The 14,613-nt window shown below is 62.2% G+C and carries 15 protein-coding genes; 12 read left to right on the top strand and 3 right to left on the bottom strand.

What is annotated here, in order from left to right; translation table 11 throughout:
• Positions 1–350: 350 nt before the first annotated feature.
• From ACESL9_RS13875 to ACESL9_RS13865, 3 genes are all read left to right on the top strand, one after another.
• Positions 351–1,748 (top strand): AAA family ATPase, encoded by a 1,398-nt coding sequence (locus ACESL9_RS13875; RefSeq protein ID WP_372675009.1) that lies wholly within the window; start codon positions 351–353, stop codon positions 1,746–1,748.
• Positions 1,749–1,871: 123 nt separating this feature from the next.
• Complete coding sequence (locus tag ACESL9_RS13870) at positions 1,872–2,915, top strand: ParB/RepB/Spo0J family partition protein (protein ID WP_372675008.1); 1,044 nt, start codon at positions 1,872–1,874, stop codon at positions 2,913–2,915.
• A 119-nt stretch (positions 2,916–3,034) separates the two neighbouring features.
• On the top strand, positions 3,035–3,277 hold the full coding sequence (locus ACESL9_RS13865) for a WGR domain-containing protein (protein WP_372675007.1): 243 nt from the start codon (positions 3,035–3,037) through the stop codon (positions 3,275–3,277).
• 10 nt (positions 3,278–3,287) lie between these two features.
• On the opposite strand, the gene ACESL9_RS13860 is transcribed toward ACESL9_RS13865, so the two are convergent.
• Entirely contained in the window at positions 3,288–4,169 is an 882-nt protein-coding gene (locus tag ACESL9_RS13860) for a recombinase family protein (protein ID WP_372675006.1), read from the bottom strand.
• Between the two features lie 521 nt (positions 4,170–4,690).
• Here ACESL9_RS13860 and ACESL9_RS13855 point away from each other — a divergent pair.
• From ACESL9_RS13855 to ACESL9_RS13815, 9 genes are all read left to right on the top strand, one after another.
• Positions 4,691–5,452 (top strand): helix-turn-helix domain-containing protein, encoded by a 762-nt coding sequence (locus ACESL9_RS13855; protein WP_372675005.1) that lies wholly within the window; start codon positions 4,691–4,693, stop codon positions 5,450–5,452.
• A 420-nt stretch (positions 5,453–5,872) separates the two neighbouring features.
• Positions 5,873–6,301 (top strand): phasin family protein, encoded by a 429-nt coding sequence (locus tag ACESL9_RS13850; protein ID WP_372675004.1) that lies wholly within the window; start codon positions 5,873–5,875, stop codon positions 6,299–6,301.
• 156 nt (positions 6,302–6,457) lie between these two features.
• Entirely contained in the window at positions 6,458–6,979 is a 522-nt protein-coding gene (locus ACESL9_RS13845) for a cell wall hydrolase (RefSeq protein ID WP_372675011.1), read from the top strand.
• 228 nt (positions 6,980–7,207) lie between these two features.
• Positions 7,208–7,393 carry a hypothetical protein gene (locus tag ACESL9_RS13840; protein ID WP_372675003.1) on the top strand — a complete coding sequence of 62 codons (186 nt, stop codon included), beginning with the start codon at positions 7,208–7,210 and terminating at the stop codon, positions 7,391–7,393.
• A 490-nt stretch (positions 7,394–7,883) separates the two neighbouring features.
• Positions 7,884–8,870, top strand: a complete 987-nt coding sequence (locus tag ACESL9_RS13835; protein WP_372675002.1) for a glycosyltransferase family 2 protein — start codon at positions 7,884–7,886, stop codon at positions 8,868–8,870.
• Positions 8,871–8,874: 4 nt separating this feature from the next.
• On the top strand, positions 8,875–9,261 hold the full coding sequence (locus tag ACESL9_RS13830) for a GtrA family protein (protein ID WP_372675001.1): 387 nt from the start codon (positions 8,875–8,877) through the stop codon (positions 9,259–9,261).
• Entirely contained in the window at positions 9,258–10,127 is an 870-nt protein-coding gene (locus ACESL9_RS13825) for a hypothetical protein (RefSeq protein ID WP_372675000.1), read from the top strand. The genes ACESL9_RS13830 and ACESL9_RS13825 overlap by 4 nt, the downstream gene beginning before the upstream one ends.
• A gap of 131 nt (positions 10,128–10,258) precedes the next feature.
• Positions 10,259–10,483, top strand: coding sequence for a hypothetical protein (locus tag ACESL9_RS13820; RefSeq protein WP_372674999.1), 225 nt, complete (start codon positions 10,259–10,261; stop codon positions 10,481–10,483).
• Positions 10,484–10,880: 397 nt separating this feature from the next.
• The gene (locus tag ACESL9_RS13815; protein ID WP_372674998.1) at positions 10,881–11,954 is read left to right on the top strand and encodes an AbrB family transcriptional regulator; all 1,074 of its coding nucleotides are present in this window, start codon (positions 10,881–10,883) and stop codon (positions 11,952–11,954) included.
• A 319-nt stretch (positions 11,955–12,273) separates the two neighbouring features.
• Here the strand turns inward: ACESL9_RS13815 and ACESL9_RS13810 are convergent, their stop codons facing one another.
• Positions 12,274–13,200, bottom strand: a complete 927-nt coding sequence (locus ACESL9_RS13810) for a sulfotransferase family protein (protein ID WP_372674997.1) — start codon at positions 13,198–13,200, stop codon at positions 12,274–12,276.
• A gap of 86 nt (positions 13,201–13,286) precedes the next feature.
• On the bottom strand, positions 13,287–14,543 hold the full coding sequence (locus tag ACESL9_RS13805) for a glycosyltransferase family 4 protein (RefSeq protein WP_372675010.1): 1,257 nt from the start codon (positions 14,541–14,543) through the stop codon (positions 13,287–13,289).
• Positions 14,544–14,613: the final 70 nt, after the last annotated feature.

The following is a 14,613-nucleotide window of genomic DNA, read 5'->3' as shown; positions in this document are numbered from 1 at the left end:
CGGGTCCAGCATCGGACACGCGATGAACGTGGCATCGGAATCGGATGATCGTGGGTTCAGAGTCGTCCTATCGTGGGACCGGAATCACGAGCCTGCACAGAAACCATGGAAAAACACGTTAAATCAGGTTCTTGCAGATTTTCTGACAAGCCGTAACAAATAATAACAATATTTTAACATCGGAAGATTTCTGCTTGCTCCCAATCCTGCCGCCGAACGGGCTGAAATGGCTGGATTTGCAGAGAAAACCGCAATCAACCAGCCGAATCGCACCCCATGAAAGCATGATTTCATTTCCATGTTCGCTTTTTTGAGGTACATATCCTAAAACGCAGCACATAAGGTAAATCATGGTACGTGACGGATCATCCCCCCTGCCCCCTTATTTCAACATTTCACCCGATGCCGCGATGGCCGATCTCGACTCGCCGCAGCAGACGACCGATTTCGGACGTATCGCCGAAGCCTGCCTGCGCGGGCGCCGCGATCTGGCCTCGCGTGGGCTCGACGAGGGCGGCAGGCGGCAGTTGCGGCGCTTCTCGACCTGGGAGATCACCCGCTACCTGATCCCGATCGCCACGGCGCATTTTCGCCGCGTGCTGAAGGCCAATCCCGATCTGCCGCAGGGCCGCTCGGAAACCGATGGCGGCGCGAAATGGTTCACCCTCGACGAGGTACTGCGGCTGCGCGCGCATTTCGCCGCCGAAGGATCCAAGACCAAGGAATACCAGCCGTGGCGCCCCGAGGGCCTCCCCGCCAAGATGGTCGCGGTGGCGAATTTCAAAGGCGGGGTCGGCAAGACCTCGACGGCGGCGCATCTGGCGATGTCGGCCGCGCTCGACGGATACCGGGTGCTGGTGATCGATCTCGACAGCCAGGGCTCGATGACCTCGATATTCGGGGGCCGCGTCGAGGATGAATGGTCCACCATCTTTCCGCTGCTGGCACGCCATTACGGCCGCCACCTGCAGGAGGACAACCGCCAGCGCGCGCAGCGCAACGAGGCGCCGGTGGCGATCGACGACACGCTTGATGACGCGATGAAGATGCGCGCGCAGGACCTCATCCAGAACACCCACTGGCCCAATATCGACCTCATTGGTGCGCAGCTGAACCTTTACTGGTCCGAGTTCCAGATCCCCGTCTGGCGGATGGGCGCGCGCAGCTGGAAGCTGTGGGATGCGCTGACCGAAAGCCTGGAGGCCGATGGCGTGCTGCAGGAGTATGACCTGGTGTTTCTGGACACGCCGCCGGCCCTTGGCTATCTGACGATCAACGGGTTGTCGGCCGCCGATATCCTGCTGGTGCCTCTGGGCGCATCGTTTCTCGAATTCGATTCCACGGGGCGGTTCTTCGAGATGCTGCATGCCACGTTTCAATCCATCGAGGAGGGCGAGAACATGGCGGCCCGCGCGCTTGGCCGCGACGGGGTGCGGTTCGAATGGGACGCGGTGCGCGCGCTGATCACCCGCTACGACGCCGCGCAGCAGGCCGAGATGGCCGGGCTGATGCAAGCCTATCTGGGGCCCGCGCTGGCCCCGCAGCGGCAGGATTACACTGCGCTGATCGGCCAGGCCGGTGAACAGGTCAGCGGCATCTACGAGGCCGATTACCGCGATTTCAACCGCGAGACCTATATCCGCGGGCGCGAGACCTTCGATGCGACCTATGCCGCCTTCAAGAAGCTGCTTTACGGGGTCTGGCGCCGCGATCAGCTGGAAAAGACCGCATCGGAGGCGGCGCAATGACCGGTCCCCTGCCTCAGCACCTGCCCCCGGAATGTTTCGCGTGCGAAACATTCGCACCGCACCGTGGATGTCTCGCGCGCGAAACATTCGCCCTGCCTGTTCTCATGTTCCGGGAGACCGCCCATGGCCAAGCGTAAACGTCTCGGGGGGCCGCTGCAGGATCATCTCGCCCCCTCGGAGGCCGAGACGAGATCGACCGCCTCGGCCCCGATCGCCCGGATCGCCGGGGAAACCTCGGTCAACGCCGCCTTCGACGAGGTTCGCCGGGAACTCGACAGCGCGCGCAGCGAGGGCCGTCTGGTGCTGCGTCTGCCGCTCGAGGCGGTCGAGACGGCGTGGCTGGTTCGTGACCGCCTCGATCCCGGCACCACCGAGGATCCGGATTTCGCCGCCCTCGTCGACAGTCTGCGCGACCACGGGCAGCGCAGCCCGGTCGAGGTCGCCGATATCGGGCAAAACCGGTACGGGCTGATCTCGGGCTGGCGGCGTCTGACGGCGCTTCGGCAGTTGTACGAGGAAACCGGCGAGGCGCGCTTTGCCACGGTGCTTGCCCTGCTGCGACAGCCGGAAAACGCGCAGGCCGCCTACCTGGCGATGGTCGAGGAAAACGAGATCCGCCTCGGCCTGTCCTATTACGAACGCGCGCGGATCGCGGCCAGGGCGGTCGAGGCCGGTGTCTACCCGTCCACCAAGACGGCGCTGCAATCGCTCTTTGCGAGTGCGTCGCGCGCGAAACGCTCCAAGATCGGATCCTTCCTGACCCTCTACCAGGCCCTGGGCGATTTCGTACGCTTTCCCCAGGCGCTGACCGAACGGCTGGGGCTGTCGCTGGCGAAGATCGTCGAAGAGGACGCGACCGCACAGGCGCGGCTGCGGGATCGGTTGATGGAAGCGGACAGACCCGATCTGGAGGCCGAGCAGGCCCTTTTGGCGGATTTCATCGCGGCCGAGGCCGAGCGTGCGGCACCTTCGGAACCGGCGCCGGAAGCAGGCGCCGGGACGCGGCCGAACCGAGCGCGCCGCGCCCCGCCGGCCGCGGCGGTCGAGATTTCTCCGGGGGTTCGTCTCAGCCAGAGCGGCGGGGCGGTGCACCTGTCGGGGCCGGGTGTCGATGCCGCGTTTCGCGACGCGCTTGAAGCATGGCTTCGCAGCAGGACCCGTGATTGAACGGGGCTTGGGGATGTTTCGCACGCGAAACATTCCGAGGCGTCTCATGGGGGCGGTCGTGCCGCTCGGATCATGGTTTCATGTTGATAGCGGGTCCGCCTACAAAATATAGTGGTGTCATGCAGCTCGAGATTTTCCCTGACCGAACGCATCTGTGCCGCGAGGACCCGTCGCGGAACATGCGCCGGTTTTACCTGATGATGGTTCAGCGCGACCTGTTCGGAGGGGCGTCGCTGATCCGCGAATGGGGCCGCATCGGCGGGTCCGGGCAGGTGCGCATCGACCATCATCCCGACGAGGGCCGGGCGGTCGATGCCCTGGCAGAACTGATGGCGGCCAAGCGCCGGCGCGGTTACCGCTGACGACGTTGCCTTACAGCAGCCCTGATCTTTCGGCCCGCTCCAGCAGCATCCTGACCGAGGAGGGCTGCCAGCTTGTGCGTCCGCGCGGAGTGCGTTCGCGCATCGCCTCGAGCCGGTCGCAGATCGCCTGCAACGTGATATCGGGATCCGCGCCCTTGATGGCGGCGACGATGGCGGGCAGGCGGTCGTCGCTCTCGCGCCGGCCCGCGCGGCGGAGCACGGTGTCGGACAGCAAGCCATCGCGCACATAGGCCCGCACGGCGCGCAGCAGGCGGCCATGGGTCCAGCGGCGGTCTGCGGGCAGGGGGGCGTTGATGATCCGCAGTACATCCTCCCATGGCATGTCCGGGCGCAGGCGGCGGACATGCGGCACCCAGTCCGGCGCGGCCTCGTGCAGCCGATCCATGTAGCCCGCCTGCCGGGCCAGCCGGACCTTGCGCCGCGCCGCCGGATCCCGCGCGCGCAGGCCCGGATTGCCACCGACCCGGCCCGCGCTGCGGGCGCTGACCAGCCCGGCCCTGGTGCGCTCGCGGATCAGGGCGCGTTCGAACTCGGCCGCGGCCCCCAGCACCTGCAGCGTGAACTTGCCCTGCGGGCTGGCCGTGTCGATCGGGTCTTCCAGGGACCGAAAGAACGCGCCTCTCGCGTCAAGCCGTTCGATCACCTCCAGAAGATGCGCCAGCGATCGCGCCAGACGGTCGAGGCGCAGGACGACCAGCGTGTCACCGCGGCCCACACGCTCCAGAACGCGGGCGAGCACCGGCCGGGCCCGGTCGCCGCCAGAGGCGTGTTCCTCGTGCAGTTCGGTGCAGCCGGCGGCGTCCAGCGCCTGAAGCTGGGGCAGGGGGGTCTGATCCTCGGTTGAGACACGCGCGTAACCGATCAGGGGCATGGGTCTGGCTTTGTTTGCAATTTCATAACATGCAATTAAACGGTCGTTTAGAAGCGCATGCAAGACCGGGTCCTGCGATCCGTCTTGCCGGAATCTCCTTGGTTTGCCTGCACCGGGCATGACGAGGCGGCCATATCGGACAGATCCGGATGGCCCCGATGCAAGGGGCCAATCGGCGTATTGAGAAAACACTTCGGTGATATGCAAAAACCTTGTATTTTGCACATATGAAAAAGCATCTGTGTGATATAGATAATGAATCCGATAGATCGGCCCCCCATCCCTGTGACGGTGAGACCGCGGAAGACGACCTGTGGTTCCTTCCCGGTCCTCCGGGGGACGGGTCCGACCTGCTTGCCCCCTTGCCCCGTGGGGAACCAGGCGAGCACGACCGGATCGAGGCCTGGGAACAGGCGCAGGGAGCGCAGGCGCTGCCCCTCGCCCGGGTGGCGGCCCGGTTCGGGGCCTTGGATCAACGGCTGCGATCTGCCCCTGCGGGGTGGCGTCATCGGCTTGCCTTGATGGAAGCCTCCGACCTCAGCTGGTTGGCCGGAGATCGGGTCTCCGTGGACCGGTTGGGCTTGTGGCAGGCCATGCACATCAGCGCCGCCGGTGACGACACGACGGCCTTGCAGCGCGCGGCCTGGACGTTTCGCCGCCTGTCGGGCGGACCGGGGCCGGAGCCTGATCTCGCGGGATTTCTCGACCGGCACGAGGTCGAGGGGGAAGACCCCCTGTCCGACAGGGTTGCTGCCTGGAATGATCTCATGAAGGCGGCGGACAATTTGCATCCGATCGTCCGCGCCTGTCTTGCCTTCCACCTGTGGCCGATGTCGGGGATCGGTTTGCAGGGCGATGTCCTGGAAGGCGGGGTGGTGGCCTTGCGCCTGTCCGCCAGCGACGGGCAGGGGAGCGCGTTCTTCGTGCCAATTGCCGCGACCGGCGCTGGCCGGTTGCGCGGAGGAGGTGACCCCGCCGACAAGCTGAGGCGCTGGCTGGACGCGTCAGGGCAGGGGATCCTCCGCGCGATGCGGCATCTCGACCAGCTGGAGCAATGGGAGATCACCGCCCGGGATCGCATTGTAAATCTTTCGGGCCGAACACCACCGCGATTGGTCGAGGCTCTGCTCGGCTGGCCGCTGGTGACGGCCCCCATGGCCGAAGCGCTCACGGGTGCCAGCCGTGCCGCGGTCCAGAGAAACCTCGCCTGCTTCGAGGCGCACGGCCTGGTCCGGGAGTTGACAGGGCAGGGGCGGTTCCGGATGTGGCGGGTGACCACTTGAAAGATCAGACAGGATGACCGCCATCAGCCGTTGGAGAAAAGGATAGTCTCGAAGTCCATCGTGCCGTTGAGACTGTGGAGAACCATGATCCGACCAGCATCCATGCGATAGAAAATCAGATATCACCCATGAATCCTGCGGCGAATGCCGTGATGCGCGTAGCGCGGGACGACCGGCCAGACCTCGGGCATTTCGTCAATCTTCAGGCAGAGTTGTTACAGCTTGTGGATGAAAGCGGTTGCACGCGTCGGGGTGTTCTTCTTTCACCCCGTCTCTTGCAAGATGGCGGCATTGATAACGGTCATCAACGTCGATCTCTGTGCTGTGCCGGTCTTCCTGCCCCTTGTAAATGCTGCATCGCAGCATCACTTGGAGATTACAGCACACGACACATCCCGTTACACCGGAAAGGGACCAGACATGGCCAAGCAGAACACGAAATCCGCCACCAACGACATCCAGAGCCTCTTCGATGCGCAAGGTTTCCAGGAAGCATTCAAGACCTTGGCAAGTGCGAACGAGCGTATGACCTCGATCGCCGTCGAGGCCGCCACGAAGTCGACAGACATCGCGTCCGACACCGCCAAGGAGGCGTTCTCGAATATGCGCGAGGTCACCGCAGTGCACGACGAGCCCGCCGATTACGGCAAGGCGTATAGCGACTTCGTGCAAAAGCAGATGGATCTCTTCATGCGCACGGCCCAGTCTTTCAGTGGCGTCACGCAGGAATTCGGTACCGAGACAACCGAGTTCGCGTCCAAGGCCCGCGAAGACCTGTCCAGCAAGGTGACGGAGACGGCAAATCAAGCCAAGGACAAGGCGACAGATGCCGTGAAAAAGGCCGCCTGAAGCCGGTCAATCCAGCCTGATGGACACGATAAACGGCATATACGGCGGCCTTTCAGGCCGCCGTTTTCGTATGAGCAGGTTCTTCTTGTCTGCATCAGATTTTGCTGGAAAGCTCTGATCTGTTTGACATCAGCGACAAGAAATCCTCGGAAGGTCCTGAATTTGCCGCGACCCTGCACCAAGAGACGGATCATCCTGACATTTGGCATCCTCTGCGTCCTGGCGGGGTGCGGCAGCTCATCTCGGGTGGCCCGGTCCGCAACCGAAATGGATTGTATGGCACGGGCCATGTATTTCGAATCCAACCGCTCCAGCCGGGACGGGATGATCGCGGTCGGGAGCGTGGTCATGAACCGTGTTCAATCCGATGATTTTCCGGATACGATCTGCGGTGTTGTCAGCCAGAGAAACCAGTTCGCTCCCGGCGTTATGACCAGGGAAATGAACGGCAGGTCAGCCCCCCTTGCACGAGCTGCCTCACGGGCGGTTTACAGGGGTGAAAGACACCCAGATATCGCGAGCGCCAGATTTTTTCATGCAGCCTGGTATCAACCCTCTTACGACAACATGCACTATGTCCTCACGACAGGCGGAAATGCCTTCTACGAAAAACGTCAACCCGAGGATGTAACTGCACCGGCACCCCCCTCGGCGATCGAGGGAAGAACGGAGAGGTAGCTTGTCTTGTTTGTCCATGCTTTTTCTTTCAATGGAAAAAGCGCTCTGAATTGTCTCGAAAAACCGTGCCTCGTGACCGGTGACACAAACATGGATCCATTTGGCCACTGCGTTTATGCGCAGTGTAAGGATGTATTGTCAGTTCTTTTGTGATGAGGTACGGAGATTAACCAGTAGGCATGATACCAAGTATTATCCGTGGCAAATATCACAGGAGAGAACAAGGCGATGAGCAAACTAGACGAACTGATGCAGCAGCAGGCCGAACTTGAAGCTGAAATAAAGCGTGTGGCAAAGAACGAGAAAGCCGAAGCCCTCAAGGAAGTGCGTCATCTGTGCAAGCTGCATGGGTTCACATATAATCAGCTGAAGGGCCACTTGTCTCCCGGACGCAAATCGCGCACGAAAGAATAGCTTTTGGTCGCCAGTTAGCACCCAGGACAGCCCCCGCTCTATAGAGCGTTGCATGCCGGTCCTTGGATCCAGGTAATCCCGGTGGACCTGAATCAGAAAGGGCTGGGCCTGTGTCGAAGACAAACCGTGATTTGGAGATGCGCTGATCTGGACGGGAATGTTTTTCCAGCTGGCAAATATTCGGCCGGACGATCCGTCGATCATCGCTGGCGCGGTCTGATCCTGCGTTACCTATTCAGGCTGAGTATCCAGTGAAACGGGACAAGATCACCCCGCGAGACTTGTTGAGCAAAACACATTTGATGGATTCCCATTCAAGGTCGCTCATATCTGATCGGGACATTTCTTGGCTCCATGTTGATCACACGCTCAAGGCGAATCACAAGCTATTGAAAAATAAAGAACCTCTTAGGTGCGCTGCCCAGATTTTTGCGAACAGTCAAAAGCGGTAAACGATTGGTGCGGTGTCTGTTGAAGGAAAGGGCAAGAAATGACCGTCGATTTATCTGTGGTTGTGCCATGCTACAATGAAATCGAGGTTCTGGACGCTCTGCGGCACCGTATCACCGAGGTCTGCGAAGCGCATGTTGATGGGACTTCGGAGGTGATACTGGTCGATGACAGCTCCTCGGACGGAACACGCGAGGCAATCGTTGCGATCACGGCCGAAGACGGCAGGTTCGCCGGTGTGTTGCTGTCGCGGAATTTCGGTCACCAGATCGCCCTGTCGGCCGGGCTTCGATACGCGACAGGCAAGCGGATCCTGATCCTCGATGCCGATCTGCAGGACCCTCCGGAACTTCTGCCTCGAATGATGGCGCTCATGGATGCCGGCAATGACGTGGTTTATGGCAAGCGTATCAGTCGAAAGGGAGAGACGGCATTCAAAAAGGCGTCCTCGTCGATGTTCTATCGCCTGCTCAACAGGCTGTCGGAGGTAGATATCCCCAGGGATACGGGCGACTTTCGTCTGATGAGCCGACGCGCGCTCGACGTGTTGAACGCCATGCCCGAACAGCATCGCTTTATCCGCGGCATGGTCAGCTGGATCGGGTTCAGGCAAGCCGCGATCGAGTATCATCGCGATGAGCGCTTTGCCGGAGAGACCAAATATCCATTGCGACGCATGCTTAGGCTGACAATGGACGCGTTGACCGGCTTTTCGATCGTGCCGCTGCGTCTGGCCTCTTGGCTTGGCCTGATTACCGCGGCCCTGTCCGTCCCGCTTTTGATATACATCGCTGTCAGCTGGCTGTCGGGGGATACGGTGGAGGGCTGGGTCTCGCTTTCCGGGATAATTGTGCTGTTCGGGAGCATCCAGTTGATCGTGATCGGCATAATCGGCGAATATGTCGGACGTATGTATGTACAGGCCAAGAACCGGCCGCTTTTCATAGTGGAGGAGTTCGCAAGGCAGTCTTCCGAACAAGATGGGGCGCACCATCCTGTGGTGCCTGTCCCAACACACATGCGGTGACCTGGTGCGCAAGACACTCAGACAACTTGTGAACTTCTGCCTGGTTGGCGTGGTGAACACCGTGATCGGCTTTGGCACAATCGCAGTTGCGCAGCTGTTATTCGGGCTGCACCCTGTCCTGGCCAATATCATCGGCTACGCTGCGGGCCTGACGAATTCATACCTGATGAACCGTGCTTTCACTTTCTCTGAAATGTCCCATGCATCAGGATCCGCGTTCCGGTTTGTCGTGGCGTTCGTGATCGCCTACGGGGCCAATATGGCGGTGCTTCTGGCTGGTCTGCGGACATTCACGGACCACGTGCTGCTTTTGCAGGGACTGGCCATGGTCATCTACACGATCATCTTCTTCGTGATCTCGAAGATCTACGTCTTCCGGAGCCCGACATGACCTTGCCGCTCAAGACGCAAGACATCTTCGAAACCGGCTTGCCAAGGTGGCTGGATGCGATCACCCGGTTTTTTGCGGCACTCTGCGTGTCGCTGGTGCTCGCCTACATGATCCGCACCGCGCTCGGGAACATCGCGCCCAAGGATTTCAGTTATTTCTGGATCGCGGGACGGATTTTTCTCGAGGGCGGCAACCCTTATGCCCCCAGCTTCAGCGAAATCGCGAACAGCATGGCGGCATCCAATTCCGACATGGATGGTTTGGGCGGTTTCCACCGCTGGCTTTATGGACCACATATATGGAGCGTTTCGACCGGACTGGGACTGCTGGACTACTTTGCTGCGCGCATTGCGTGGGGCGTGGCCAGCGCGGGCGCCGTGGTTGGAGGCTGCTATCTCGGGCTTGCTGCCGTGATGCGCCTGCAGGCACCGTTCTTCTTTGTCTATTTTGGGCTGCTCTGCCTTCTGGCAGGTGTGACGCTTGGAACGGTCATGTCGATTTCCACGGGACAGGTGGCATCTTTCACCTTCCTTGCGATTGCCGCCTTCATTTACGGGGTGCTGCGAAATTCAGCGATCGCTGTCGCATTGGCGCTGATCGTGCTGACGATGAAACCCAATCTCGCAATGCCGTTTATTGGCTTCGCGCTGGTTCTGCCCGCCACGCGCATGCCGCTCCTCATGGCAGGACTTGTCTCGCTTTGCCTTTCGGTTCCAGTGTTTGTGACGACACCGATTTCAGAATTCGTCGCGGGCTATCTGGATGGTCTCTCATCCTATGGCGGGTACGGCGCGAATGCACCAAATGCCCTGACCGGGCTTGCCAACGTCGTCCAGGAGCCGCGCGCGTTACCTTGTCGGGTGTGATATATGCCGCGATCGGGGCCTGTGCGGGTGCAATTGTTGGAGTCCGTGCGCGGATGAAGGGGGCGGGTCCCGAAGTTCTGTCTGCATTGCTGGCGGTTTGTTGTTTCTGCGTGCCGCTGCATCTTTACGATATGGCATCCGTCTTGTTTTTCCTCGTTCTGTGGCCCTGGCCTTGGCTGGGCACACTGGCGCTGATCGTGAACCTGACCATGGTGCGAGTGAACCGGCTGGGAGAGATGGCGGGCCTGAATGATCCAGAGACCGCGTTCCCGGGCAGCTTTCCGGCAACGCTTCTGCTGCTCGTGCTGCTGGTAATTGCAGTCTGGCTGGTTCTCGCCACGCCGCGCAGTCGATAGACAAACATGACCGCTCAGCCGGATATGAGCCCGCCTGCATCTCTTTCCTCGAGCATGGGTATGGGTCCCGAGGTCGATGTCGCGGGGTGTGACGGGCTGCGCACCAGGGGAATAACGCGGTGCCATATGTCATGATCGCACCGGTGCTGCCATCGTCATCATGCTGTGCAGCCCGAAGATAACGGGTACAGGGAGAGCGTGACGCACGGACACTTCGTGGTATCGGCTGCGCCGATGGGTCCCATCACACGGGCCAAAGCGTCCGATCGCCGGGGCTTGATTCGTCCTGCGGATCGGCAAATCCTGACCGGACTCGTCTCTTCCCGCCGAGGGCGATAGAAGATCCGCGTCACGGCCCTTGCGGTCGCGCGATCCGATCATCGAGGACGCTTGCCACATGACGCCATCCCGGATCCTTCGCCATGCGACACATGTCCTGCTGATCTACGCGGGGGCGCTGCTGTTCGGGCTTGTCGCCCATTGGCTCGGGTTTCCGTTGCCCTGGATGATCGGGGCGATGGTCTTTGCCGCAGGGGTGCGGCTGGCCGAACGGCCCCTGCCGGTCCCCGGGCAGACACGGCAGATCGGGCAGATCCTGGTGGCCACCTCGGTGGGGCTGTCGTTTACCCCGGCGGCGGTCAGCGCGATGATGTCGCTGCTCGTTCCGATGGTGGGTGCTGCGATCCTGACCATCGCCCTGGGGTTCGTCGTGGCCGCCGTCCTGATGCGGCTGACCCGGGTGGACGTCATCACCGCGGCGTTGGCCTCCATTCCGATGGGCCCGGTCGAAAGCGCGACACTCGCCGCCCGTCACAACGTGCCTGCGGGCCCGGTGATCTTTGCGCAGACCCTGCGCATCATGTTGCTGGTCGTCCTGATCCCGCCGGCGATCGTCGCGATCGACGGGTCCGTCAGGGATCCGGTCGCAGCACTCGGCGCGATGGAGTGGAGCTGGACGGGCGCGGGCCTTCTGGGCCTGGCAGGCGTCACCGGGGCCGTCGCCGCGTGGGCCGTGGGGCTGGCCAATCCCTTCTTTATCGGGTCTCTGGCCGGGGCGGCCGTGGCCGCGGCCCTGAGCCTGCCGATCACGGCCTATCCCTATCTCGTGCTGGTGCTGGCGCAGGTCTTCCTGGGGGTCTGGCTGGGTGCCGTGTTCGACCGCGAGCTCTTGCGCCGCGCTCGGGGGTTCATTCCCGGCGCGATCCTCGCGTCGGCCCTGATGATCCTGCTGTGCAGCGGTATGGGGCTGGGCCTGACCTGGCTGACCGGCCAATCCTGGCAGGTCATGCTGTTGTCGACGGCCCCGGGCAGCGTCACCGAAATGGCCCTGACGGCGAAAATCCTCGAGGAGGGGCTGGCCGTGGTGACGGCGTTCCACGTGATCCGGATCTTCATCATCCTGCCGTTTGCCGGCACCATCATCGGCCTGACCGCCCGGCTGGCCGCGCGTTGGGGCCTGCACGCGCCATGACCCGTCTTGTCGGAGCCACGAGTCACGAACGTGTCGCATCCGGTTGCGTTCGAGACCGGATCAAGCAGGTCATGGATCTTGATACGGCGATGCATGACCGGCTTTTGCACGCCGGATGGTGACGCGCCCCCCGTGATGAACGCGACGCGCATGAGAGATCTCCATGCAAGCATATTGTGCATGTTGTTCCGACGGTTCATGTGCAATTTTCAGCAACCTGTTAATGTTTTTCACAAAAAAGATGCTGAAGCGAGGTTGGACCCAATGCCGCGCGCCGGCTCCGCGCTGCACCCGGCCGCCGTTATCGCGGCCCGCCCTGTCAGCCCTTCCAGGTTGAAATATCCCAGTCGAGCAGCACCTCAAGACGACGCATTTCGGGCAGGAAGGCGGCGCGCACGCGGGCCTCGGTCTCTGTGTCGATCGTATCGTCGCTATCGGGACCGGCCGGGCGCGAGAGATGCTTCATCATGACCTCGCTCGGCTTGATGCCAATCGCGTTGAGCGCGCGCTTGGCGGGCGCGACCAGTGGGCGCAACGGTCTTGGCGGCGCGGCAAGTAACCGGGTGAGCCCCGGAACACGCGACTCGCGCCTTTGATTGTGCCGGGTGAGCGCGAGGGGGGCAGATGGTGGCGGCAAATCGAGAAAGTCAAGAAGTTCGACCGCAACACCATCAGGATCCGCCTTGATCCGTTCGAAACGCAGCACCAGCACGCTGTCGCGGCCAAAGACGTCAAAATATCGCGTCAGCTGATCCGTATAGCTGTAGATCCTGAGATACTGGAGTTGCTCGGGTTCGGGAGCGTAAGGCGGCAGCTTCCTGCCCTGCGCGCGGTCCTCCTGAAGATCCCATGATGCGGCAAAGCGTGTCTGATCCTCGCGAAAGCCATCGCGGAGTTGATGATACCATGAGATCGAGGCGGCAACAGGATCGCGTAGTGAAACGATGATCTTCGCTTGGGGGTTCGCGGCTTGGATGTTCCGTGCCGCCACCTCGCTGCGCAGGTAAAAGGCCGAGGCCTCGCCCCGCAACACGTTCTCGGGCGCGTTCTCAAAGAGCGTCTCGTAGGCATCCGGCGTCCCGACCTCGGCGAGGCCGGGCAGATCGGTCGAGAAGAAATGCGGCTCTTTCGGCGAGCACATGAAGACGCCCGGATGCTGCCGCAGGTAAAGATGCAGGCTGGAGGTGGCGCATTTCGGCGCCCCCACCAGAAAGACGTTACAGACGGTTTGCGCTGCTTCGGACATAGCGGTTCTTTCTTTCATGTGCGGGATGAGGCGGGCGCGAGATGCTGGATTTTGTCGAAGGCTTTCCGTAAATCCCTTGTTGTCTATCACATGGAGGCGGTGTCGGCGCGCGCGCCGGGCGGCCGGAGCCGGGTGTAGACGGACAGGATCTTCCGGGCCTTGGCGTCCCAGGTGAAGTTTTCGAGAACCTCGTCCCTGGCCGCGGCGGAGAGCGGCGCGAGGACCTCCGGCGCGGCCGCGAGGCGGACAAGCCTGTCCTGCAGCGCCGCGACGATCTGCGGTCTCGGCCCGATCGGCACCTTGTAGCCCGTCGTTTCGCCCACCAGCTCGCCGGGGCCGCCATAGTCGACGACGATCGGTACCACGCCAAGGGCCATGGCCTCGAGCACCACGCCCCCTCCGAATTCCCGGATCGAGGGGAAGGTCAGGACATGGGCGCGGCCCAGTATGCGAGGCACCTCTTCATGCGTCACCCAGCCGTGGAAGGTGACGGCGGATCCAAGGTCGTGCTCGGTCACGAAGGCCCGAAGCTCGGACATCATCGGCCCGTCACCGACGATATCGAGTGTCAGCCGCCCGTCGGCCAGCAGCGGTGCGGCTGCCTCGAGCAGCATGTCCGGCCCCTTGTAGGGGACCAGCCGGCCCACGAAACAGGCGCGCAAGGGCGGGGGGGACGGACGCTCCACCGGCTGGCCGAACCGTTTCGTCTCGATGGCGTTCTCCGGCAGATAGGTGACCCGGTCCTGCAGATCCCCGGGCAGTTCGCTGGCCGTGTGGCGCGAGCCGGCCAGGAGGGCCGAGGTGGCCTCGAGCATGCGCCGGCGGCCGGGTGTGAGCCTGTAGGCGCCCCGGATATAGGACAGCCACTCCTTTTCCTTGCGCCGGGCGGCGTCGAATTCTTGGGGCCAGGGCAACCCGCCGTTCAGGGGCCCCAGAACGAACGGGATGCCGGCCGCCGCGCAGCGGGCCGCGATCGAACTGGTCACCGTCGGCGAAAGCGGAGTGACCCGGTGCACGATGTCATACGCCCCCGACAGGATCTCGTCGCCGAAGCGGGCCCAGACCAGGCGTTCGAAATAAGGATATGACAGCGCGTTCAAGGCCATCTTGCTCGTCCAGCCAAGGCGCAGGGTCTTGCCGAGCTTCCAGAGTGGCCGCTCGAGCCGTTCGGTGTCGATGACCGTGAAATCACGGCCCTCCACCAGCCCGGCCCGCAGGATCGCATCGCGGTTGCGGATCTGCGTCACCAGGTGCACATCGGCGACCCGGCGCACGGCATCGAACAGGGACCACCCCACCAAGGGCACGCTGACCCATTCGGGATTGGCGGCCTCGGCGAGCAGAAGGACTCGGGGTCTGGAAATGGGTCTATCCTCTTTGCAATCATGGGGGTCTTGTCCCCGAAAACGACCC

Source organism: Aquicoccus sp., from assembly GCF_041686535.1.
Classification (GTDB): domain Bacteria; phylum Pseudomonadota; class Alphaproteobacteria; order Rhodobacterales; family Rhodobacteraceae; genus Aquicoccus.
This window is presented reverse-complemented; position numbering and strand designations above follow the sequence as displayed.

Excerpts from the sequence above, each read along its gene's own strand:
- ACESL9_RS13835 (WP_372675002.1), top strand. The coding sequence starts at position 7,884 with ATGACCGTCGATTTATCTGTGGTTGTGCCATGCTACAATGAAATCGAG.
- ACESL9_RS13820 (WP_372674999.1), top strand. The coding sequence starts at position 10,259 with ATGGCATCCGTCTTGTTTTTCCTCGTTCTGTGGCCCTGGCCTTGGCTG.
- ACESL9_RS13840 (WP_372675003.1), top strand. The coding sequence starts at position 7,208 with ATGAGCAAACTAGACGAACTGATGCAGCAGCAGGCCGAACTTGAAGCT.
- ACESL9_RS13870 (WP_372675008.1), top strand. The coding sequence starts at position 1,872 with ATGGCCAAGCGTAAACGTCTCGGGGGGCCGCTGCAGGATCATCTCGCC.
- ACESL9_RS13865 (WP_372675007.1), top strand. The coding sequence starts at position 3,035 with ATGCAGCTCGAGATTTTCCCTGACCGAACGCATCTGTGCCGCGAGGAC.
- ACESL9_RS13855 (WP_372675005.1), top strand. The coding sequence starts at position 4,691 with ATGGAAGCCTCCGACCTCAGCTGGTTGGCCGGAGATCGGGTCTCCGTG.
- ACESL9_RS13810 (WP_372674997.1), bottom strand. The coding sequence starts at position 13,200 with ATGTCCGAAGCAGCGCAAACCGTCTGTAACGTCTTTCTGGTGGGGGCG.
- ACESL9_RS13860 (WP_372675006.1), bottom strand. The coding sequence starts at position 4,169 with ATGCCCCTGATCGGTTACGCGCGTGTCTCAACCGAGGATCAGACCCCC.
- ACESL9_RS13875 (WP_372675009.1), top strand. The coding sequence starts at position 351 with ATGGTACGTGACGGATCATCCCCCCTGCCCCCTTATTTCAACATTTCA.
- ACESL9_RS13850 (WP_372675004.1), top strand. The coding sequence starts at position 5,873 with ATGGCCAAGCAGAACACGAAATCCGCCACCAACGACATCCAGAGCCTC.
- ACESL9_RS13825 (WP_372675000.1), top strand. The coding sequence starts at position 9,258 with ATGACCTTGCCGCTCAAGACGCAAGACATCTTCGAAACCGGCTTGCCA.
- ACESL9_RS13815 (WP_372674998.1), top strand. The coding sequence starts at position 10,881 with ATGACGCCATCCCGGATCCTTCGCCATGCGACACATGTCCTGCTGATC.